This window comes from Pseudomonas fluorescens, from assembly GCF_001307155.1.
GTDB classification, from domain to species: Bacteria; Pseudomonadota; Gammaproteobacteria; order Pseudomonadales; family Pseudomonadaceae; genus Aquipseudomonas; species Aquipseudomonas helvetica.
In genome coordinates this window covers 2,792,667-2,813,716 of sequence record NZ_CP012830.1, presented here as the reverse complement: position 1 = coordinate 2,813,716, position 21,050 = coordinate 2,792,667, and the positions used below count along the sequence as shown (strand labels likewise).

Here is a 21,050-nt window from a genome sequence, read left to right as displayed (position 1 = left end):
CTCTATGCCAACCTTGCGCACATTTTTAGCTATCGCCCTACTAGGGCTGAGTCTCTCCGTTGGCACCCTGCAAGCGGCCGAACCACCGTCCGCCGAGTCTGTCCAGAAGAGCCTGGACAAGATCGCCGAGCGCAAGCTGCCCGAGGCCGATCAAAAAGCCCTGCAACTGGTGCTGCAACAGACGCTGACCCAACTGTCCAATCGCGACGATTATGAAAAGCGCCTGGACAACCTCAAGCAGCAACTGAGCACGGCACCCAAGCAGAACATCGAAAACCAGCGTGAGCTGGAGCGCCTCAAGGCCAGCAAAGCCGTACCGGTCGAGCAACGTTACGCCAACCTGTCGGTGCCACAACTCGAACAGATGCTGACTGAACGCAGCACCCAGCAAAGCGATCTGCAAAAAGCCCTGGCCGATGCCAACAGCCTGATCATCACCGCCCAGACCCGCCCCGAGCGCGCCCAGGCCGAGATCAGCACCAGCCAGACACGCATCCTGCAAATCAACGGCATCCTCAAGCTGGGCAGAGACAACGGCAAAGCCCTGACGAATGAACAACGCGACACCCTCAACGCCGAGCTGGCCGCGCTGAATGCGCTGATCCCGCTGCGTCGTCAGGAACTGGCTGGCAACAGTCAACTGCAGGACCTGGGCAGCAGCCAACATGACTTGCTGCTGGAAAAAACCGCACGGATGGAGCGGGAGATCCAGGACCTGCAAACCCTGATCAACCAAAAGCGCCTGGCCCAGTCTCAACAGACGGTGACCCAACAATCGATCGAAGCGCAAAAGGCTGGCGGCAGCAATCTGCTGGCCACCGAAAGCGCCGCCAATCTCAAGCTCTCCGACTACCTGCTCAAAAGCACCGACCGTCTCAACGAACTGACCCAGCAGAACCTGCAGACCAAGCAACAACTCGACAGCGTGACCCAAAGCGACGCCGCGCTGGACGAGCAGATCAGCGTGCTCAAGGGCAGTCTGTTGCTGTCCAAGATCCTCTACAAACAAAAGCAGGCCTTGCCCCGCCTCAAGCTTGATCGGGACCTGGCCAATGACATCGCCGACATTCGCCTGTACCAGTTCGAGGTCAATCAACAACGCGAACTGATCAGCACGCCCGGCGCCTATGTGGATAACTTGCTGGCGAGCCAGCCGCCCGATCAGGTCACCCCGCAGCTGCGCAAGAACCTGTTGGACCTGGCTGTCACCCGCGCCGACCTGCTGGAGCGCCTGAGCCGCGAACTGAGTGCGCTGCTCAACGAATCCATCACCCTGCAACTGAACCAGAAACAGTTGCTCACTACCGCTCAGAACCTGCGCGCGACCCTCGACGAACAGATGTTCTGGATTCCCAGCAACAAGCCGCTGGATTTCGAATGGATGCGCGGCGTGCCGGACCGCCTGGAGAAACAGGTCGTCACTCTGCCGTGGGCTTCGAGCCTGAGCGAGCTGGCCGACGGCCTGACCCAGCGACCACTGCTGTTTCTGCCGCTGGTGCTGCTGATCGGCTTCCTGGTCTGGCGGCGCAAGTACCTCTATGCGCGACTGAACAAGGTGCACCAGGACATCGGTCACTTCAAACGTGACAGTCAATGGCACACACCACAGGCGATCCTGATCAACGTGCTGCTGGCAATGCCGGTGTCACTGGCCCTGGCGCTGTGCGGTTTCGCCTTGCAGATCGACGCCCGCGGGCAAAACGCCAACCTCGGCGCCGCCCTGTTGCAAATTGCCCAGGCGTGGCTGCTGTTCTATACCGCGTACCGGATACTTGCGCCGGGTGGCGTGGCAGAACTGCACTTTCGCTGGGAAAGACCGCAGGTGGAATTCCTCCGCGGCTGGATCCGTCGTCTTGGCCTGGTGGTACTGGCGCTGGTCGCCGTGGTGGCGGTGGCCGAATTACAACCGGCGGCCCTGACGGACGACGTAATCGGCATCGCCGTGGTGCTGACCTGCTACGCCTTGATGGCCTGGCTGCTCAGCCGCCTGCTGATCAACAGTCCGACCCATAACAGCGCCTCCCTGTTTCGCAAAGCTGTCGGCGTTCTATTCACTGTGCTGCCGATCGCCTTGTTTATCGCCGTGTGCTTTGGCTACTTCTACACCGCACTGAAACTCAGCGACCGGTTGATCAACACCCTGTACCTGCTGATGTTCTGGCTGATCATCGAAGCCACCTTTGTGCGCGGTCTGGCCGTCGCGGCACGGCGCCTGGCCTACCAGCGCGCCCTGACCAAACGCCAGGCCGCCAAAGAAGCCGGCGACGGTGAAGCGGTCGTCGAAGAACCGACACTGGACATCGAGAAAGTCAACGAACAGTCCCTGCGCCTGATCCGCCTTGCCTTGCTCGGCGGCTTCATCGCTGCATTGTATTGGGTCTGGAAAGACCTGATCTCGGTGTTCTCGTACCTCGACAACATCACGTTGTACGAATACACCAGCGGCGTCGGCGCCAACATGAGCATGGTGCCGATCAGCATCGGCGACATGCTCGGGGCGTTGATCATCATCGGTATTACCGTAGCCCTGGCGCGAAACCTGCCGGGGTTGCTCGAGGTGCTGGTGCTGTCCAAGCTCGATCTGGCCCAGGGCAGTGCCTACGCCACGACCACCCTGCTGACCTATGTGATTGCCGGTGTGGGTTTCGTTTCCACCCTGTCGACCCTCGGCGTGAGCTGGGACAAACTGCAATGGCTGGTGGCCGCACTCTCGGTCGGCCTGGGTTTCGGTATGCAGGAGATTTTCGCCAACTTCATCTCCGGGATCATGATCCTGTTCGAACGCCCGGTGCGGATCGGCGACACGATCACCATCGGCAACCTGTCAGGCACGGTGAGCAAAATCCGCATCCGCGCCACCACCATCACCGACTTCGACCGCAAGGACATCATTGTCCCGAACAAGACGTTCATCACCGGGCAACTGATCAACTGGTCGCTGACCGACACCGTGACCCGGGTCACCCTCAAGCTGGGCGTCGGCTACGATTCGGATCTGGAGCTGGTACGTACCCTGCTGCTCAGAGCGGCCATGGAAAACCCGCGCGTGCTGAAGGACCCTGCGCCCTCGGTGTACTTCCTGAACTTTGGTGAAAGCACCCTGGATCACGAGCTGCGTATTCACGTGCGCGACCTCGGCGACCGTAACCCGGCACTCGATGAAATCAACCGGTTCATCAACAGCGAGTTCAAGAAGCACGACATCAACATCGCTTTCCGTCAGGTGGATATCCACCTGAAAAACCTGACAGGCCAGGAACAGCTGTTGCTGACCAGCGATGCAGTCAAACCCACCAAGGCTCCAAATACAGGCAAGACCCCACCCGAGCCGCCATCGGTACAACTCGACTGACTGGACGCCACGCGCCATTCCCCAGCAGAATGCTCGGACATTCTGCTGGAGATGGCCGTTGAAAGCCCTCGACGAACTGACCTTCGACAACCGCTTCGCCCGCCTGGGCGACGCGCTCTCAACTCATGTACTGCCTGAGCCCATCGGCGAACCACGACTGGTGGTTGCCAGCCCGGCGGCCATGGCCCTGCTTGACCTCGACCCGAGTGTTGCCGAAACGCCGGTGTTCGCCGAACTGTTCGGCGGTCACAAGCTGTGGGCAGAAGCCGAGCCGCGGGCGATGGTCTATTCCGGGCACCAGTTCGGTTCCTACAACCCACAATTGGGCGATGGTCGCGGACTGCTGCTGGGCGAGGTCTACAACGAGGCCGGCGAACACTGGGACTTACACCTCAAGGGTGCCGGGCAAACGCCGTACTCGCGCATGGGCGACGGCCGGGCGGTGCTGCGTTCATCGATTCGTGAGTTCCTGGCGTCTGAAGCGTTGCACGCACTGGGCATCCCGACCACCCGCGCACTGTGCGTCATTGGTTCGAACACCCCGGTCTGGCGCGAGAAACAGGAACGCGCGGCCATGGTCCTGCGCTTGGCAGCGAGCCATGTGCGCTTCGGGCATTTCGAATATTTCTACTACACCAAGCGGCCCGAACAACAGAAAGCCCTCGGCGAACACGTATTGGCGATGCATTTTCCCGAGTGCCTGGAACAGCCGGAACCATACCTGGCGATGTTCCGCGAAGTCGTCGAGCGCAACGCCGAGCTGATCGCCAAATGGCAGGCCTATGGCTTCTGCCACGGGGTGATGAACACCGACAACATGTCGATCCTCGGCGTCACGTTCGACTTCGGTCCGTTTGCCTTCCTCGACGACTTTGACGCCAACTTCATCTGCAACCATTCCGATGATCAGGGTCGCTACTCGTTCAGCAATCAAGTGCCGATCGGCCAATGGAACCTCAGCGCACTGGCCCAGGCCCTGACACCGTTCATCAGCGTCGAAGCCCTGCGCGAAACCCTCGGCCTGTACTTCCCGCTGTATCAGGCTCATTACCTGGACCTGATGCGCCGTCGACTCGGCTTGACCACTGGCGAAGAAGGCGACCAGCAACTGGTCGAAAACCTGCTGCAACTGATGCAAAACAGCAGCGTCGACTACAGCCTGTTTTTCCGCCGTTTGGGCGATCAAGCCGCCGAGCTTGCCGTCACCCGCTTGCGCGACGACTTCGTCGACATCAAGGGCTTCGATGCCTGGGCCGAGCGCTACTGCGCACGCGTCGCCCGCGACGGCAACAGCGATCAAGCACAGCGCCGCGCCCGCATGCACGCGGTCAATCCGCTCTACATCCTGCGCAATTACCTGGCGCAGAAAGCCATCGACGCGGCAGAAAGCGGTGACTATGCCGAGGTCCGCCGCCTGCACGCGGTACTGAGCAAACCGTTCGAAGAACAGCCTGGCATGGACAGCTACGCCGAGCGCCCACCTGAGTGGGGCAAGCATCTGGAGATCAGCTGTTCGTCGTGAGGGCGATTAGATGAAAGTTTCCACCGACACACCGAAGCGCTCGGCCAACCAGCGGACTTGCCGCAGGTTGAGCTGGCGCTTGCCACTCAGGATTTCCGATACCACCGATTGCGCGCCAACACCCGGCAGCTCGCTCTGACTCAAGCCGTGTTCACGCATCATGTAGCGCAGCGAATCAACACCACTGGCCACTGGCATTGGCCGGTGCTGCTGGTCGTAGGCCTCGATCCAGTCACTGAGGATATCCACCAGACTCATCAGCGGGCTGGATTCGTCTTCACCAATCAGGTCCAGCAACTCATCAAGCGCCTTGACGAGCACATCGTAATCAGCCTCATTTTTTGGTTTGCGCAGCAACGGCGACACAAAGCGCCAGTGCTCAGCGGCTTGTTTGATCAGAACGCTCATCGACGCTCCTCCTTCCATTTACCCTTGTCATATTCACGATGGTCCAGCACCTGCTTGATATACAGCCGTTGCGCCGCGTAGTGCACAACAGCGATCAGGCGCAGCTTGTTCCCGCCAATATCGAATACATGGAAAGCCCCCACCTTATCGGTTGCAGGGAACATCGCCTTCATCGCCGCAAAGTCGCCCGGGCTGTTCCTCTTGACCTGTCGATACCATTGATCCAGCGCATTGGCTGAATGTGGCCATTGCTCCTTGGCCTCCCATATTCGTTTTTCGGTGATCACACGCATGCAACATCCTTATCGCATCTTGCTATGGAGGTTAAGCCAGGGCTATTCATATCGCAACTTGCTATACACCCGGGCAGACCAACGGTGCACTGTTCGATGCGCTCTACCAGCCTAGATACACGGCCCCCTTTGACGCTGGCGAACATGTGAGCATTCTTTTCTACCGTGTCACCCGCGATAGCTCTGAAGCCATGCACGCCAGGCAGTCACATGGCCATGATGCGCAAGAACTTGCGCAGCATGCCTGTGGATAACCAGCTTTTGATCAGGCTCGCAGCATCGCCTGTATGGCTTTCAAGGCACTGCGCAAGTTCTTGCGCGGTGGTGCGCAAGAACTTGCGCACTTTTCTTGAAAATTTATCGATGCCAGTTTGAAAAAAAGTTTCAACTTATTGATTTATATAGATTAAATTTAAGTGGCATGAAGCTTGATCACTATCAGGTGTGCATCGGGCGATTTTCCTCTCCCGGATACCTTCGATTGATCAGGCAAGGAAAGCATTCATGCCAACACCCGCATATCTGTCCCTATCAGGCGCCACGCAAGGATTCATCACTGAGGGCAACCTCACTCGAGACTCGGTAGGGAATGTCTATCAGGACGCCCATCAAGATCAGATTCTGGTTCAAGCATTCAGTCACCAGGTCATCATCCCTCGCGACCCGCAGTCCGGACAGCCAACCGGTCAACGCGTTCACAAACCCCTGATGATCACCAAAATCTTCGACAGGTCCTCACCACTGCTTTTCGCGGCCCTGACCAGCGGCGAGCAAATGACCGAATGCCACATCGAGTGGTACCGAACCTCAACTCTCGGTACTCAGGAACTCTACTTCACCACCACCCTCGAAGACGCCATCATCGTAGAGATCCAGTCGCACATGCCCAATTGCCAGGATCCTGGCAACGCGCACTTCACTCACCTGGAAGATGTGTACTTCAGCTACCGCAAAATCACATGGGAGCATGTCATCTCCAATACATCCGGTTCTGATGACTGGCGTGTTCCAATCGCAGGCTAAGGCTGCACCACCGATTCGTTGCAGCGACCAGCCTTGCTAATGGCATCCAAAAACCCAAGTGCGCAAGAAGTTGCGCACTCACCTTCTGAAGAACACCACCCCATCCTGCTCCAGGCCACGCCGCACAAGGCCTGTAGCCAAGTGCGCAAGAAGTTGCGCAGCACTGCGCAACTTCTTGCGCACATTAGCGACTATTCCTACAGGCAAACCGGACAAGCCCGACACCGATAACGCATATATCATTGATTTATATACGAAATGTACTACATGGCACGAAGCTTGATCTGTAAGGAGTACCCACCGGGCGATCTCGCCTCCCGGGCACCCTCATTTATTCAGCAAGGAGAGCATCCATGGCTACACCAGCGTATATGTCCATCACTGGCACCAAACAAGGCCTTATCACTGCCGGTGCATTCACCGCTGATTCGGTTGGCAACACCTACCAGGAAGGTCACGAAGACCAGGTCATGGTTCAGGGTTTCAACCACGAAGTGATCATCCCGCGTGACCCGCAGTCCGGCCAACCCACCGGTCAGCGCGTGCACAAGCCAGTGAAAATCACCAAGGTTTTCGACAAGTCCTCGCCACTGCTGCTGGCTGCACTGACTTCCGGCGAGCGCCTGACCGAAATCACCATCCAGTGGTACCGCACTTCGGCTGCCGGCACCCAGGAACACTACTTCACCACCAAGCTTGAAGACGCGATCATCGTCGACATCAAAGACTACATGCACAACTGCCAAGACCCGGCGAACTCGCACTTCACTCACCTGGAAGACGTAGAGTTCACCTACCGCAAAATCACCTGGACCCACGAAGTCTCCGGTACTTCGGGTTCCGATGACTGGCGTTCCCCGGTCGCTGGCTAAGTCTGGCCGACCGTTACAAAACATCGGCCAGCGCTGCTGGTCGATGTTGTTTGTGCCACCCAAGAATTCTTGCCTTCGTTGATCGCCCACTCAGGGCTTGATGGATGCTGCAGCACTGCACGAGGAACATCGGATGTTCGCGCCGGCCAACCAGACTCACTTCGCCCTGACCGTAGAAGGTCTGGCGAACGATCTCCAGGTACTTGCCCTCACTGGTCGAGAAGCCATCAGTCAGCCATTTCAGTTCGACGTCGAACTGGTCAGCGAAAACCCGTCCCTGGACCTCGAAAGCCTGCTGCACAAACCGGCGTTTTTGCAGCTCGCGCAAAACGGCACCGGCATTCACGGGCAGATCTATCGCGTCGCCCAAGGCGATACCGGTAAACGCCTGACCCGCTACTCGGTGACCCTGCGTCCGCAACTGTCTTACCTTGCGCACCGCATCAACCAACGCATCTTCCAGAACCTCAGTGTGCCGAAAATCATCGGCCAGGTCCTCGAAGAGCACGGCATCCAAAGCAATGCCTACGAATTCAAAGTCGGGGCGATTTATCCCGAACGCGTGTACTGCGTTCAGTACGATGAATCGGACCTGCATTTCATCCAGCGCCTGTGCGAGGAAGAAGGTATCCATTTCCACTTCCAGCACAGCGCCACCGCCCACAAGTTGGTATTCGGCGATGACCAGACGGTGTTCCCGAAACTCGCGCCGGTGGCCTACCAGCAAGACTCCGGTATGCTCGCCAACGACCCGGTGATCAAGCGCTTCGACCTGCGCCTGGAAACCCGCACCAGCCGTACCACCCGTCGCGACTACGACTTCGAGAAACCGCGCATCACCCTCGAAAGCGAGGCCCGTGGCGACGCTAAACCGGACCTCGAAGACTACGACTATCCAGGCCGCTTTATCGACCGCGAACGCGGCAAACACCTGGCCAAGCGCTCCCTTGAACGGCACCGTAGCGACTACCAACTGGCCGAAGGCAAAAGCGATCAGCCGCTGCTCGTCAGCGGGTATTTCCTGGCCTTGAGTCAGCACCCTAAGCCTAAGTGGAACGACCTGTGGCTGCTCACTGAAATCCTTCACGAAGGCAAGCAACCGCAAGTGCTCGAAGAGTCGGTGACCAGCAACACCACCGATCTCAAGGACGACTTCCACCAGGGTTACCGCAACCGCTTTCAGGCCACGCCGTGGGACGTGCCCAACCGCCCGCCGCTGGTGCACCCGAAGCCGCGCATTCTCGGTAGCCAGAGCGCGGTGGTTACCGGCCCCAAAGGTGAAGAGATCCACTGCGACCAATACCGTCGGGTGAAAGTGCAATTTCACTGGGACCGCATCGGTACGGCCGACGACAAGACCAGCTGCTGGCTGCGCGTCTCGTCCGCCTGGGCCGGCGCCCACTACGGCGGCATCGCCATCCCGCGGATCGGCATGGAAGTGCTGGTCACTTTCCTCGAAGGCGACCCCGACCAGCCGCTGATCAGCGGCTGCCTGTACCACAAGGAAAACGTCGTCCCCTACGACCTGCCAGCGAACAAAACCCGCAGTACTTTCAAGAGCCTCAGCTCACCCGGTGGCGGTGGCTACAACGAGCTGCGCATCGAAGACAAGAAAGGCCAGGAACAGATCTTCCTGCACGCCCAGCGCGACTGGGATGAAAACATCGAGCACGACCAGAAGATCCGCGTCGGCAACGAACGCCACGACACCGTCGAGGCCAACAGCTATAGCGAGTTCAAGGCCGAAGAACACCACACCGTCCACAAAGACCGCAAAGTCGAAACCCGCGCCAATGACCACCTGACCGTCGGCGTGAACCAGCACATCAAAATCGGCACCGGCCAGTTCATCGAAGCCGGTCAGGAAATCCACCTCAGCAGCGGCCTGAAAGTGGTGCTCGAAGCCGGCAGCGAACTGACCCTCAAGGGCGGCGGCAGCTTCATCAAAATCGACGCCGGCGGCGTGACCCTCAGCGGGCCGGCGATCAATATGAACAGCGGCGGCAGTCCGGGCAGTGGGACGGGAGCTGCGCCGATATTGCCGGGGCCGTTGAAGCAGGCGGATGCGGACAAGGCTGGGCAGTTGCTGGTGCCGGCGCAACGGCAGGCGCTGATGCGCGGTACCCCACGCTGTGAGATCTGTGAGCAAGCGGCCAAGGAGCCAGCGGCGAAGGAGAACGCTACGTGAACAATGTTTCCCAGGCCAATTTCTTGCTGATTGATGGTGTATTACGGCCCGACGCGATTACCCATCTCTACCAGCGCAGTGAACCGTTGGAGATTGAGCCGCTGTACATCGGAACGCGATGGCAAGAGCTGCATGACCTGGGTCCGATATTGGTATCGCTTCGAGGCTCATCCCACTTGATCAGCGAGACGCTCCAAAACGCTATTCAACCGGCAGACGCCAGCCTTTTGTACAGTCTCGCGCCGATGAATATCGTAGCGGGCCATTTGCGGCGCTTCATTGCTCCGCCGGATGTACTTGGCAGCAACGCTCTGCTGCGTTTTGCCGACCCATTGGTGGCACGTTATTGGTTAGGTAGCTATCAAGGTGCGCACTTGGATGCAATGCTTGGCCCGATAGAAGCCTGGCACGTGCCCGAAAACCAGCACTCCTGGGAGCTTGCGGGGTCATCCGAATGGCGAAGCATTTTTCGTGCAGCATCTCCCCCTGAGTGGGTTGATGCCTACGCTCAATTGGGAGAAATACAGCTGAGTGCGCTGGACCAGGCTGCCCGTTGGCGCTTCATGGAACGGCTAAACCAGAGTTTCGAGCGGCGCCATCCTCAGCTCCTGGCACAACTGGATACCAGTACCCGGACTCAGTGGTTCAATAAGCGGTTGGATGAAGCCGATGCCTGGGGGCTGTCGAGCGAACGCAGCCTCGCGATCTGGGTCGAATACACTTTGCGTTGGGGCGAAGGATTTACGCTACACCCCAACACCCCCTACCAGCACTGGTTGGCCCGTACACCCAAGGCGCTGAAGCTTTCACCCGAGTTGCGTATCCAGCAGATGGATGACGATTGCCTGGACGTCGAAGTGATCAAGGAAGTGTGATGACTCAGCCCGCAACAGAAGCCCAACTGAAACAGGCTAGACGTAACCAAGAGTTTACCAACACCCCCATGGGGAAAGGCCAATGTCCACTGATGCAGGGGGAAGTGGCTATATTTCCGGTGCGTTATGCTTTGGACGAGTCCCCGATAAAAAAGGGCAGCAGCCAAGGGCCACATCCACTGCCAAAAAACTGGTCAAGCAAACCGCCAGAGCTGAAAACACGCAGTTATACCCTGCGCCAATTGCGCGACGGTTGGCTCTATGTGTGGAACAGTATCGACAAGACCTTTCATGAGTACCAGATAAAAGCCGAACAGTTCACTCGTCACAAATGGACCGACAGCCAGCTGAACAAGGACGTGCGCAACAACCCGGGCGAGACGCACCCGTACCTGCTCTATCCGCGACGTAGCCAATTGCGTATCGCTTACTCGCCTGTGCAATGGACCTGGCGCATGTGCGAGTTGATGCGCAACAGTGCCACCGAACAAACCCAATGGATGCGTAAGATTGATCTGCCAGCGTTTTGCGGCAGCGGGAAAGTCGCCCACGGTGACGCGATCACAGAGCTTGGTAAAAGTGTCGCGGATATTCTGGTTTCGGGCAAAAAAGCCTCGACCTTCACCAGCACCCTTTTGCCGACCAAAGCAACAGACGCTGGCGCTCCGTTCAAGCCGGCCTTTGAAGAAGCCCTGGTACGCGGCAAAGTTCCAGCACAGGATACTGCCCTCTTCGTCGCTTTGGATGATCCACTGGCGATGGTCGATGACCTGAACATGAACCTGATCGGTCGGCTCATGGAACAAAGTCAATTCGAAGCCCTGCATCAACACAAACTGCAAAGTGCGTTTGCCGTGCAGAATTTGTGTGGGTTCGATGCCGATCCTTTTATTCCGCCCTCGATCAAAGACCCGATTCAGCGGCAAGCCTATACCGATGACCTGTACACACTTCTGAAAACCAATGATGAAGTCGAACGGGGCAAAGACCTGGTACCTGCCGATCAAGCCGGAATGGTGGAGATGGGAGCCACATCGACAGTCGCTGCCGCCGAAACCCCATTCAAGGCTAAATGGGGGCAACTGCCCGATCAAAACAAATGGAAAAAAGCCCTTGAAGAATGGAACGCCAAACGTTTTTGGCGCGAGGACGTGCGCTTTGACGAAGTACAGAAGTACCTGAGCCAGACCACCACCGAGGCACAACGGCTCCACGACCATTGTCAACGCAGCGAGCGTGATCTGATCACCTGGCTCGACCAACTCAGCCCCAGCGCTGAGGCGGTCTACCACGATACCTGCAATGAAGACCAAGCCAGTCTGCTTCTGGAGACCGCCCACGCTATTTACACGGCACTGGGCAATGGGGAGAACGGGCAAAAGTGGTTGTGCAAACAGGCCAGGCAACCGAGCACACTGTTCAGCTTGGCGCTGTTCAACTTCAACCCGGAAGTCGCCACTTTGATAAAGAAGGTGACGCACAACTTCAGCACTACCGGCAAGCTTGATGACCAGGGCAGTGAAGGCGACGGCAGCTCACCCGCGTTGGCTCCGACCTCCTCGGGCGATGCCACGAACATTGGCACCCGCACCGGTGAAATCAAAGCGATCTTCGACCTGGAGGTCGTCAAGAACAGTAAGTTATACAAGGCCATGAGCAGTGCCGCCAAGCAAGCCATGACCACCCTGGTCAAGGTCGCCAACAACCAGGCCAGGGACGCCTGGCATGGGCTGAGCACTCTGCTGTTACCGGCGATGAAACAACAAGCGGCGCTGACCCTCGCCGCGCCCCAGGTGTTGATTTCCACCGAAATTTCCAGCGCCACCCAACTGACCTTCAACCCGACCTACCAGCGCGACTACCAGGCCTGGCTGCTGGAGGTCGTAACCGTGAAGAATAAAATAACGGGCGACAAAGGAGTGTTGCGCCGTCCCGGTGCGGCTTACGATCAACGCTCAGCGCGCCTCTCTCTGCAATCCCATGAAGAGCATTTGAAAAACCTGCTCTTGAAACGTCCCAATCAGATCGTCGCCAAAGCGTCTGGCAGCACTCGTCTGCGTATCGGCATACCGCAAATCAACAGTTGGCTCGCCGACCTGGGACAAACCGAGGTGATGGCGCAACTGAAAATTGCAGGCACCCAGGAGTATCTGACACGCACCCAAGCCTGGATGGGCCAGAACCTGGGCAATGCCCTGCCCGCCCTGGTGGTCGGTTTGAACCTGTGGAATGTCTATAGCAGCGCCAAACAAGCGCAAAACGACGGTAAGTTTTCTGCCGATGAATGGCGCACTGTGGGTGCTAACGCCGCCTACGCTGCCAATGCTATCGCGGCGCTGTGGGTCGGGCCGGCGTGGAGTCGTGCGGGAGAGATGTCTACGCAGCTAGGTAGGAGGACACTAACCCTTGCGCAAGCAGGATACACCGAATGGTCTGACGCTATTGCTGCGAGAAAGACTGGCGAATCAGCAATTGCTCACGAGTTTGCAGCGGCTTCGAAAGGCCTGATTTGGCGCACAGTGACGTGGGCGGCATTGGGAGTCATGGCGACCGGGCTTGAGGCTTGGCAGCTGTCCAATGACATCGATGGTGCCACCAGTGAGGAAGAGAAAAACGCACTTAAATGGAAGTTTCGTATTGTCGCAGGGATGTCTATTGTTGCCACGGGCCAACTAGTTGGCGCAGGCCTCGGCTCTTGGTTTAGCTTTGCCTGGGTAATGTCCACTCCGGTGACGATCATGGTGGCGGTCCTCGGGGTTGCCTATTTGATGATCACCATGGCCGCCAACCGCTACAAGCGCGAGGGCCTGCGGCTGTGGCTGTACCGTTGCAGCTGGGGACGCGGGGCAACACCTGAATGGCTAGGTGATGAGGGCCATCCAAAACAGATGCAGGCCCTGCTGGAGAGCCTGCAACGACCAAGCGTCGTGGGCAGAGCCTTGTATTACGGCGGCGGCAGTACCCCGAGAAAATGCTTGGGCTTCTGGGTGCAGGTCCAAGTGCCTAACGGGTTGGCGGGCAAAGAAGTGACCTTGCAACCGGCGATGATCGAAAAGAACTATTTTTCTAAAGATGAACTGCAAACCACAAAAAGCAGCTTTTACGGCCAGTTCCTCAACGGAAACTGGGTAGACCCAAAGCTGCTCGGACAGTTGCCCAACGGCGCCGGCAGTAAAACCAGCCCGGCTGACTTCAGTTACACCAGCACCGAACAGCACCGTCTTTGGCAAGTGTGGATCGACACCTCGACAGACAGTCCGATCCTTGAGTTGGAGGTCAAGTATCCGGCCGGAGTGCTTCAGCGCACTGACGGACGCGGCTATATGTTTCGATTGGCGCTTGAGTGGGCTGCGAGTGAAGCTGACCGAGCCAACAATGCCTTTAGCGGTGAGCTAAAGGACGACATCGTACTGGCCCAAAAAAGCACCCAGCTGTTGAAGCTGGCCGTCCCGAACTGAATGGATCAATGAGCCCTACAATGTTCAATTTTGACAAAGCACTTGATCTACCGCCGCAACTCCAATGGAAGTATGCCGACGAACCAGAACTGTTGGGATGGACGATTCGGGCGCGCAATTACAACACCTTCGTGGCCAATTGCATGTTTGCATTTATGTCAATTGTAATAATGGGGGGGACGTATGCCGTATATTCAGTTGCGCCTCCTGGTGAGAGTTACCTTTCTCGCATATCGGCTAGTGTGGTTTTTTATCTGTCAATGTCATTTACGATTTCGTGCATGACCCACCAGCGAATGAATTTCGCCTATCGCTTTACTCAATCCGGAGTGGAGTGCTGCGAGTGGAAAGATTTCCCTAAATGGGCATTGACGTTTTTGAAGTGGCTTGCCGGGATTACGGCGATTATTTTCGTCTTCCTGGCAACCATTGATCCAGCATTCCTTATTGGTGCACTGATAGGTCCGGGAGGGATAGGCTTGATGTATCTCTCGATGGCGAACTCGAGGAGCTACCAAAAAATGCAGACCCAATACCATCATCTGACATACGAATGGAAGGATTTCACACAGCTGGCCATTGCAACCAATAGAGACGTTGTGGACTTAAAGTACACCATGTATGACAATGGAATTGTCACTTGGAGTCAGAATATTTTTTGCAAGCGCAAGCAAAAAGAAAACGTAGCCAAACTGATCGAACCTTATTTATCTCCGGGTGTACCGTTTATCAAAGCCAAAGTTAATGTACCACTTAGCACTGACTAACGTTTGGTATGTGTGGTGCATACAACCACTTTTATTACCGACAACCGCCTCGCGCAAATAATCCCCTTTTCTGCTTTTCTGACCTTGAAGCAGGCCGTCCCTAACTGAATGAATCAATGAGCCCTACGATGTTCAATTTTGACAAAGCACTTGAGCTGCCGTCGCAACTCCAATGGAAGTATGCCGACGAACCAGAACTGTTGGGATGGACGATTCGGGCACGCAATTACAATACGTTTGTGGCTAACGCAATGTTTTGGTTCTGCTTCACCGCAACAACAGCTGGCTCAATCCTACTATACCGAAGCATGGACAATGATCCCGTTTTTAGCGGAATATTGACTCTACTATTTTTCATTACCGTAAATATTGCCTTAACATCAATCACCCACCAGCGAATGAATTTCGCCTATCGCTTTACTCAGTCCGGAGTGGAGTATTGCAAGTGGAAAGATTTCCCCAAATGGGCATTGACGTTTCTAAAATGGTTTGCCGGTATAACGGCGATTATTTTTATCTTCCTGGCGACCATTGATCCGGCATTCCTGATCGGCGTGCTGATAGGCCCGGGAGGGATGGGCTTGATGTATCTCTCGATGGCGAACTCAAAAAGCTACCAGGAAATGCAAACTGAATACCATCACTATGCATTCAAGTGGGCAGAACTCACACAGCTCGCCATTGCTACCAATAGAGAAGTAGTCGATTTAAAATACAGCATCACCCTAGAGGGGAAAGACTATATAACCAACTGGAGCCTTAATGTTTTTTGCAAGCGCAAGCAAAAAGGAAACGTAGCCAAACTGATCAAACCTTATTTATCTCCGGGTGTACCGTTTATCAAAGCCAAAGTTAATGTACCACTTAGCACTGACTAACGTTTGGTATGTGTGGTGCATACAACCACTTTTGCTACCGCCAACCGCCTCGCGCAAATCACCTCAAGAAAGGGGCGCCACGGATTTATTTTCGGGACACCCAACTAAAATAAATCCAATTAAAATAAATCCGCCCCCCTTTCCGTGAAAAACAACCATAGATGCTTCTGGCGCCTCTATTTTTATTAAAAACTTAAGCGACTTAAACCCCATAGGTGCTACATTATGGAGTTAAAAAACTTTTTTCGACCCACCACATTGGTCACCAGATGGACATTAAACACGTTCTACTCATCATTTTAATCATTTTTTCAACATCAGCGCCTGCCCAAAATATCGGGTTTGGATTCATTAAAAATGATCCGGACAGGAAGACCTATTTATATACCACTCAGGAAATTGCAATCGGCGAAGCCATTTCAGTCCAGTTCCCTAAAACCAACGGAACCGCTGCCTGCTGCAAGTTAACAAAGTCAAATGGAGAAAAACGGCAACCGGGCGATGTAATCGACCTGCTCAACGAGTCCGACATGCACGTCTACGGGCTCGACATTCAATATAAAGAACCTTTTATCGGCATAGCTGTAGTTGGCAAAAACGCAAATGAAAATGGCGCCACAGCGGTTGAGGTTAAGGGTCAACGTACAATAATCAGCACCTGTTTAAGCCAAGAAGGCATCCATCTTTTCTCAAGAAAAAATGGAATATTGAACGGTCACTTATACTTAAATCTTGGATACGGCATAGAGCCAAATTCTAATTCTTGCGAAACGGAAAAGCACAGCTCCGTACCGACCGACGTATCCAGCTACATCGAAAGTAGAGATAACTGTGACTCTCTACGCGGCGACATCCCTGAGCCGGACCCCGCCGACCCGGGCAACCTCAACCGTGTCATCAGCGATATCAACAAATACTGCAAGGGCACAGACCAAAAGCTGAAGCAGTTGAAAGAGCAATATTCCGGCAACGAAAGCATTATGAAATTGCTCTCTACTTATGAAGAGAACATTGAAGCTGACATGAGTTTTTAGATTCACTCATCAGGGACAAGAAAGGGCCACGGATTTATTTTCGGGACACCCCCCAAAAAGAAACCGTCCTAGGACATTTCCCGCACGCTGTAGCGCCTTGGATGAACTTGTCCCAAATCGACCACGCGGATAGTCTTCACAAGTCGCCACAAACTCAGCGGCCAGTTTTGACAGACTGAACAGTATCAAGGCATGCAAATGCCGCTATGCGGCTCCATAGCTCAGGGAGCTTCACCATGAAAAAGATCGCCCTCAAACCACTGAGCCTCACCGTCACCGATCCCCTCGACAGCCCAAACCCGACCCAACGTCCCAGCCCCATCTTCACCGTTACCCCCAACATCGACACCGAAACCCTGCTAATCCACGCCAGCGAAATCCTGGCCTCGCTGAACGCGATGACCACCGACCTGGCCTTTGAGCTTGAAGGCGCGCACCGCAACGTGGCGCTGGGCATTCAACAGATGATCGTGTTGGGCGAGTTGCTGGTGAACAGAGCGCTGGAGAACCTCGACCTGCCCGATTCGGCGGGCAGCCGGCTCAATCCGTCCGCCGTCCATTGACGGGCCGCGCTGTTTTATCGAATGGAGAGTTCCCCAAGTCTCGATAGATACCTATCACCGGCCTGGACTGCAACGTCCCTTCCCCGCTGATCGACACCGAAGCCCCGCTCGACGTGCTGCGCGAAACAGTGGCCTTCCGCATCCGCAGCGCCACCCAACTGCTGGAAACATTCGCCCTGGCGATGGCTGCGACATACTGAACGTCATCGGGCGACCTTGGGGTCGCCCATTTTTTGCTCTTACCTGCACACCTTGATAATCCACGGCCTCGGCTCCAGATTGGTTGCATTGCCCACTTTCCGGAGCCCTTTCATGTCTGAACCCCTGTTGATCCCCTGCCCCCACTGCAACGGCCTCAACCGCATCCCCGCCGAACGCCTGGGCGATCATCCCAAGTGCGGGCGCTGCAAAGCCGAAGTCCTGCTGAACAAACCCTTCGAGCTGACGCAAGGCGATTACGCCAGTCAGATCAAGGGTGATCTGCCGTTGCTGGTGGATGTGTGGGCGGATTGGTGTGGGCCGTGCAAGTCGTTTGCGCCGGTGTTCGAGCAGGCGGCGGGGCAGTTGGCGGGCAAGTGTCGGTTGGCCAAGCTGGACAGTGAGGCGAATCAGCAGTTGTCGGCGCAGTTGGGGATTCGTTCGATTCCGAGTTTGATTCTGTTCAAGAACGGTCGGGAGGTGGCGCGTCAGAGCGGGGCGTTTCCGTTGCCGCAGTTGATGAGCTGGTTGCGTAGTCAGGGAGTTTGATGACCTGAAGTAGAAAGCTCAGCTCAGAACTTTGTGGCGAGGGGGCTTGCCCCCGCTCGGCTGCGAAGCAGTCGTAACGTCGACGATTGAGACTTAATAGACAAACCGCAATGTCAGATTTTAGGGCCGCTTCGCGGCCCAGCGGGAGCAAGCTCCCTCGCCACAGGGGACCGCGTTCAGTGGGCGGCTGTCAGGTGTTTTCCAGCAGGTTGTGCAGTTCGACGAACTGTTGGGTCAGTTTGTGCCGGGGGTCGAGGTGGATCAGTGGCATGTTGGCCTGGTGGGATTCGCGCATGCGCACCGAGCTGCCCAGGTATACCGGTAGCACCGGCAGGCCTTCGGCGATCAGTTCGTCGAGCATCTGCTGCGGCAGGCTCGCGCGGGCCTGGAACTGGTTGACCACGATGCCTTCGACTTGCAGCTCTTCGTTGTGGTCTTCCTTCAACTCTTCGATTTCCGCCAGCAGGCCGTACAGCGCCTGACGGGAGAAGCTGTCGCAGTCGAAGGGAATCAGCACGCGATCGGCGGCGATCAACGCAGACACCGCGTAGAAGTTCAACGCTGGCGGGGTGTCGAGGTAGATCCGGTCGTAGTCTTCGGCCAGTTCGTCGAGCAGTTTGCGCAGCTTGTTGATCTTGTGTTTGGCCTCGAGCTTGGGCTGCAAGTCGGCCAGCTCGGCGGTGGCAGTGACCACATGCAGGTTGTCGAACGGGGTTTCGTAGATATCGACCTGGTTTTTCTTCGAGAACGGCCCGGATGACAAGGTCTGTTTGAAGAAGTCGGCGATGCCCATCGGGATGTCGTTGCCGGTCAAGCCCGTCAGGTACTGAGTGGAGTTGGCCTGGGCATCGAGATCCACCAGCAGCGTGCGATAGCCTTCGCTGGCGCTGACCGCCGCCAGATTGCAGGCAATACTGGATTTGCCCACGCCACCTTTCTGATTGAACACCACACGCCGCATGTCAAAACCTCCGTGTATCAAAGAATGACCGAGTGTAGTTGCCGACACCGCAGCTTCGCTACCTCGTTGGCAGTCAGACTGCACGGTCAGCTGCAATCTCGGCAAAAAAACGACCGACTTCGCCCTTTGAGTGATGAATCAACTGACAGACACGTCTGTAAAAAACCGAATAATGGCAAAACGACAGCTTTTTCGCGGATAAACGGCATGGCACACCGAACAAAATGGGGCCAGTATTTGCTGAAAGCCCGCCGCACCGGGATAATGCGCGCCACTCGGCGGTAGCGTCATGCCGGGTCAGTCGCCGGTCAATCGACTCACCGCGTCAAGGAAGCCCGCAGGGGCGGGATGAATTTTCAGTGATCAAATTCAATATCGCCCAATGGCGCGCTTGGGCCCCTGGGCTCGAAAGCGTGGACGATTGGCAAGCCTGGAGCCGACAACCGGTCGTGCTCGAGAACAGCGATGCCGCCCCCGACGTATCGTTTTTGCCGGCCATGCAGCGTCGGCGACTCAGCCGTCTGGCGCGGATGGCCTTTAGTGTCGGCTGGCCGTTGGCCGAGGGTCACGAACAGCTACCGTTGGTCTTCATTTCTCGTCACGGCGAAACTCCGCGCACCTTCGAGATTCTCAACGACCTGGCCGCCGATCAGCCGCTGTCGCCGACTCAGTTCAGTCTGTCGGTGCACAACGCCGTCATCGGCCTGTGGTCGATCATGCGCGGCGAAACCAGCGAGATGACAGCCCTCGCGGCGGCCGGCGATGGCCTTGAACACGGCATGCTAGAGGCCGCCGCGTTGCTTGAGGAAGGCGCGCCGGCGGTATTGCTGGTGATCACCGAAGAGCAACCGCCGCAAGCCTACTCGACCTGGATCGACGATGTGCCGTTCCCGTATGCGGTCGGCCTGTTGATCACACCCGGAAATCAGTGGCAGCTGTCTCTGAACAGCACCTCGGATACGTTGTCCAAACCCCATTGGCCCCATGCGCTGAATCTGTTGAGTACCCTGCTCGGCCAGCAGACCACCTGCCAACATGCCTGGAAAAATCGTGTATGGACCTGGCAACGCAACCAGTAACCGATAAAAACCGCGACGCCTATTACTGGCGCCTGCTGGCCACTGCCTTGAGTTTCACCCTCTTCGGGTTGGGCGGGCTGTGCCTGCGGCTGGTGATTCTCCCGGTGCTCGGCTGCCTGCCGGGCGATGCCCAGGCCCATCGACAACGAACGCGGCATATTGTCAGCCGGATATTCCGCTCCTTTGTCCGGTTCATGGCCCGCACAGGCGTGCTGACCTACGACATCCAGGGTGCGGAAAAACTCGGCCGTCCGGGACAGATGATCATTGCCAATCATCCCTCGTTGATCGATGTCGTGTTCCTGATCGGCCTGGTGCCCCATGCCAACTGCGTGGTCAAGAAAAGCCTCTGGGAAAATCCTTTCACTCGCGGCCCGCTACGCCGCACCGGGTACATCAGCAACGACGGCAGCATGGACATGCTCGACGCTGCTGCCGACGCGCTGAAAAGCGACCAGACCCTGATCATCTTTCCCGAAGGCACCCGCACCCAACCCGGCCAACCGCCGGCCTTTCATCGGGGCGCGGCAGCAATCGCCCTGCGCGGTGCGAGAATCGTCACCCCGGTGGTCATCAAGGTCAGCCCCACGACCCTGACCAAGGCCGAGCCTTGGTATCGGATCCCCAAACGTCGCGTGCACTTCAGTTTCCGTGTCGGGGCCGATATAGACCCACAGGCCTTCGCAGCGCTGGGCCCTGCACCTCAGGCCTCGCGCAAGCTCAACGATTATTTTCACCATTACTTTATTAAGGAGCTCGCCGAAGATGAGCGATCTGAAGCTTGAGATAAAACTGTTGATCATTGACGCCCTTGGCCTCGAAGACATCGGCGTGCAGGACATCGGCGACGAGCAGACGCTATTCGGCGAAGGCCTGGGCCTGGACTCGGTCGACGCGCTGGAGCTCGGCCTGGCGATCCAGAAAAAGTACGGCATCAAAATCGACGCCGATGCCAATGACACCCGTGGTCACTTCACCAACGTGGCGAGCCTTGCGGCGTTCGTCACTGCAAAACAGGCAGCTTGAGACC

General features: G+C 56.7%; 19 protein-coding genes and 1 pseudogene. 16 read left to right on the top strand and 4 right to left on the bottom strand.

Going from position 1 to position 21,050, the window contains the following annotated elements:
- Positions 1 to 4 precede the first annotated feature (4 nt).
- Together mscK and selO are read left to right on the top strand one after the other, a co-directional pair.
- Positions 5 to 3,352 (top strand): mechanosensitive channel MscK, encoded by a 3,348-nt coding sequence (gene mscK / locus AO353_RS12775; RefSeq protein ID WP_054595283.1) that lies wholly within the window; start codon positions 5 to 7, stop codon positions 3,350 to 3,352.
- Positions 3,353 to 3,410: 58 nt separating this feature from the next.
- A complete protein-coding gene (gene selO, locus AO353_RS12770; RefSeq protein WP_054595282.1) occupies positions 3,411 to 4,874 on the top strand; it encodes a protein adenylyltransferase SelO in 1,464 nt (487 codons plus the stop codon).
- Between the two features lie 6 nt (positions 4,875 to 4,880).
- On the opposite strand, the gene AO353_RS12765 is transcribed toward selO, so the two are convergent.
- From AO353_RS12765 to AO353_RS31860, 3 genes are all read right to left on the bottom strand, one after another.
- On the bottom strand, positions 4,881 to 5,282 hold the full coding sequence (locus tag AO353_RS12765) for a helix-turn-helix domain-containing protein (RefSeq protein ID WP_054595281.1): 402 nt from the start codon (positions 5,280 to 5,282) through the stop codon (positions 4,881 to 4,883).
- A complete protein-coding gene (locus tag AO353_RS12760; protein WP_054595280.1) occupies positions 5,279 to 5,575 on the bottom strand; it encodes a type II toxin-antitoxin system HigB family toxin in 297 nt (98 codons plus the stop codon). The genes AO353_RS12765 and AO353_RS12760 overlap by 4 nt, the downstream gene beginning before the upstream one ends.
- Positions 5,576 to 5,781: 206 nt before the next feature.
- Positions 5,782 to 5,907 (bottom strand): hypothetical protein, encoded by a 126-nt coding sequence (locus tag AO353_RS31860; RefSeq protein ID WP_256583849.1) that lies wholly within the window; start codon positions 5,905 to 5,907, stop codon positions 5,782 to 5,784.
- Between the two features lie 172 nt (positions 5,908 to 6,079).
- Between AO353_RS31860 and AO353_RS12755 the strand changes: the two genes are divergently transcribed.
- The 11 genes and pseudogenes from AO353_RS12755 to trxC all read left to right on the top strand — a co-directional run bounded on the left by AO353_RS12755 (position 6,080) and on the right by trxC (position 17,980).
- On the top strand, positions 6,080 to 6,598 hold the full coding sequence (locus AO353_RS12755; RefSeq protein ID WP_054595279.1) for an Hcp family type VI secretion system effector: 519 nt from the start codon (positions 6,080 to 6,082) through the stop codon (positions 6,596 to 6,598).
- A 353-nt stretch (positions 6,599 to 6,951) separates the two neighbouring features.
- Positions 6,952 to 7,470: an Hcp family type VI secretion system effector gene (locus AO353_RS12750; RefSeq protein WP_054595278.1), complete on the top strand. Its 519-nt coding sequence runs from the start codon at positions 6,952 to 6,954 to the stop codon at positions 7,468 to 7,470.
- Positions 7,471 to 7,603: 133 nt separating this feature from the next.
- Positions 7,604 to 9,658 carry a type VI secretion system tip protein TssI/VgrG gene (gene tssI, locus AO353_RS12745; protein WP_054595277.1) on the top strand — a complete coding sequence of 685 codons (2,055 nt, stop codon included), beginning with the start codon at positions 7,604 to 7,606 and terminating at the stop codon, positions 9,656 to 9,658.
- Complete coding sequence (locus tag AO353_RS12740) at positions 9,655 to 10,533, top strand: DUF4123 domain-containing protein (RefSeq protein ID WP_054595276.1); 879 nt, start codon at positions 9,655 to 9,657, stop codon at positions 10,531 to 10,533. Before tssI ends, AO353_RS12740 begins: the two co-directional genes overlap by 4 nt.
- 131 nt (positions 10,534 to 10,664) lie before the next feature.
- On the top strand, positions 10,665 to 13,991 hold the full coding sequence (locus tag AO353_RS12735; protein ID WP_237142981.1) for a T6SS effector BTH_I2691 family protein: 3,327 nt from the start codon (positions 10,665 to 10,667) through the stop codon (positions 13,989 to 13,991).
- A gap of 20 nt (positions 13,992 to 14,011) precedes the next feature.
- Positions 14,012 to 14,758, top strand: a complete 747-nt coding sequence (locus AO353_RS12730; protein WP_054595274.1) for a hypothetical protein — start codon at positions 14,012 to 14,014, stop codon at positions 14,756 to 14,758.
- A 128-nt stretch (positions 14,759 to 14,886) separates the two neighbouring features.
- Complete coding sequence (locus tag AO353_RS12725) at positions 14,887 to 15,636, top strand: hypothetical protein (RefSeq protein WP_054595273.1); 750 nt, start codon at positions 14,887 to 14,889, stop codon at positions 15,634 to 15,636.
- 269 nt (positions 15,637 to 15,905) lie between these two features.
- On the top strand, positions 15,906 to 16,670 hold the full coding sequence (locus tag AO353_RS31540) for a hypothetical protein (protein ID WP_102667216.1): 765 nt from the start codon (positions 15,906 to 15,908) through the stop codon (positions 16,668 to 16,670).
- Positions 16,671 to 16,906: 236 nt separating this feature from the next.
- Entirely contained in the window at positions 16,907 to 17,233 is a 327-nt protein-coding gene (locus tag AO353_RS12715) for a DUF6124 family protein (RefSeq protein WP_054595272.1), read from the top strand.
- Positions 17,234 to 17,280: 47 nt separating this feature from the next.
- Positions 17,281 to 17,489, top strand: a pseudogene (locus tag AO353_RS32110) (hypothetical protein).
- Between the two features lie 56 nt (positions 17,490 to 17,545).
- On the top strand, positions 17,546 to 17,980 hold the full coding sequence (gene trxC, locus AO353_RS12710; RefSeq protein WP_054595271.1) for a thioredoxin TrxC: 435 nt from the start codon (positions 17,546 to 17,548) through the stop codon (positions 17,978 to 17,980).
- A gap of 190 nt (positions 17,981 to 18,170) precedes the next feature.
- Here trxC and AO353_RS12705 read toward each other — a convergent pair whose 3' ends face one another.
- A complete protein-coding gene (locus AO353_RS12705; protein WP_054595270.1) occupies positions 18,171 to 18,941 on the bottom strand; it encodes a ParA family protein in 771 nt (256 codons plus the stop codon).
- 359 nt (positions 18,942 to 19,300) lie between these two features.
- Between AO353_RS12705 and AO353_RS12700 the strand changes: the two genes are divergently transcribed.
- The 3 genes from AO353_RS12700 to AO353_RS12690 are packed head-to-tail and all read left to right on the top strand — an operon-like array spanning position 19,301 to position 21,046.
- Positions 19,301 to 20,020 carry a beta-ketoacyl synthase chain length factor gene (locus AO353_RS12700; protein ID WP_054595269.1) on the top strand — a complete coding sequence of 240 codons (720 nt, stop codon included), beginning with the start codon at positions 19,301 to 19,303 and terminating at the stop codon, positions 20,018 to 20,020.
- Positions 19,996 to 20,805, top strand: a complete 810-nt coding sequence (locus AO353_RS12695) for a lysophospholipid acyltransferase family protein (RefSeq protein ID WP_054595268.1) — start codon at positions 19,996 to 19,998, stop codon at positions 20,803 to 20,805. Before AO353_RS12700 ends, AO353_RS12695 begins: the two co-directional genes overlap by 25 nt.
- Positions 20,786 to 21,046, top strand: coding sequence for a phosphopantetheine-binding protein (locus AO353_RS12690; RefSeq protein WP_054595267.1), 261 nt, complete (start codon positions 20,786 to 20,788; stop codon positions 21,044 to 21,046). Before AO353_RS12695 ends, AO353_RS12690 begins: the two co-directional genes overlap by 20 nt.
- Positions 21,047 to 21,050: the final 4 nt, after the last annotated feature.

Excerpts from the sequence above, each read along its gene's own strand:
- mscK (WP_054595283.1), top strand. The coding sequence starts at position 5 with ATGCCAACCTTGCGCACATTTTTAGCTATCGCCCTACTAGGGCTGAGT.
- AO353_RS12765 (WP_054595281.1), bottom strand. The coding sequence starts at position 5,282 with ATGAGCGTTCTGATCAAACAAGCCGCTGAGCACTGGCGCTTTGTGTCG.
- AO353_RS12760 (WP_054595280.1), bottom strand. The coding sequence starts at position 5,575 with ATGCGTGTGATCACCGAAAAACGAATATGGGAGGCCAAGGAGCAATGG.
- AO353_RS12755 (WP_054595279.1), top strand. The coding sequence starts at position 6,080 with ATGCCAACACCCGCATATCTGTCCCTATCAGGCGCCACGCAAGGATTC.
- AO353_RS12750 (WP_054595278.1), top strand. The coding sequence starts at position 6,952 with ATGGCTACACCAGCGTATATGTCCATCACTGGCACCAAACAAGGCCTT.
- tssI (WP_054595277.1), top strand. The coding sequence starts at position 7,604 with ATGTTCGCGCCGGCCAACCAGACTCACTTCGCCCTGACCGTAGAAGGT.
- AO353_RS12730 (WP_054595274.1), top strand. The coding sequence starts at position 14,012 with ATGTTCAATTTTGACAAAGCACTTGATCTACCGCCGCAACTCCAATGG.
- AO353_RS12725 (WP_054595273.1), top strand. The coding sequence starts at position 14,887 with ATGTTCAATTTTGACAAAGCACTTGAGCTGCCGTCGCAACTCCAATGG.
- AO353_RS31540 (WP_102667216.1), top strand. The coding sequence starts at position 15,906 with ATGGACATTAAACACGTTCTACTCATCATTTTAATCATTTTTTCAACA.
- AO353_RS12715 (WP_054595272.1), top strand. The coding sequence starts at position 16,907 with ATGAAAAAGATCGCCCTCAAACCACTGAGCCTCACCGTCACCGATCCC.
- trxC (WP_054595271.1), top strand. The coding sequence starts at position 17,546 with ATGTCTGAACCCCTGTTGATCCCCTGCCCCCACTGCAACGGCCTCAAC.
- AO353_RS12705 (WP_054595270.1), bottom strand. The coding sequence starts at position 18,941 with ATGCGGCGTGTGGTGTTCAATCAGAAAGGTGGCGTGGGCAAATCCAGT.
- AO353_RS12695 (WP_054595268.1), top strand. The coding sequence starts at position 19,996 with ATGGACCTGGCAACGCAACCAGTAACCGATAAAAACCGCGACGCCTAT.
- AO353_RS12690 (WP_054595267.1), top strand. The coding sequence starts at position 20,786 with ATGAGCGATCTGAAGCTTGAGATAAAACTGTTGATCATTGACGCCCTT.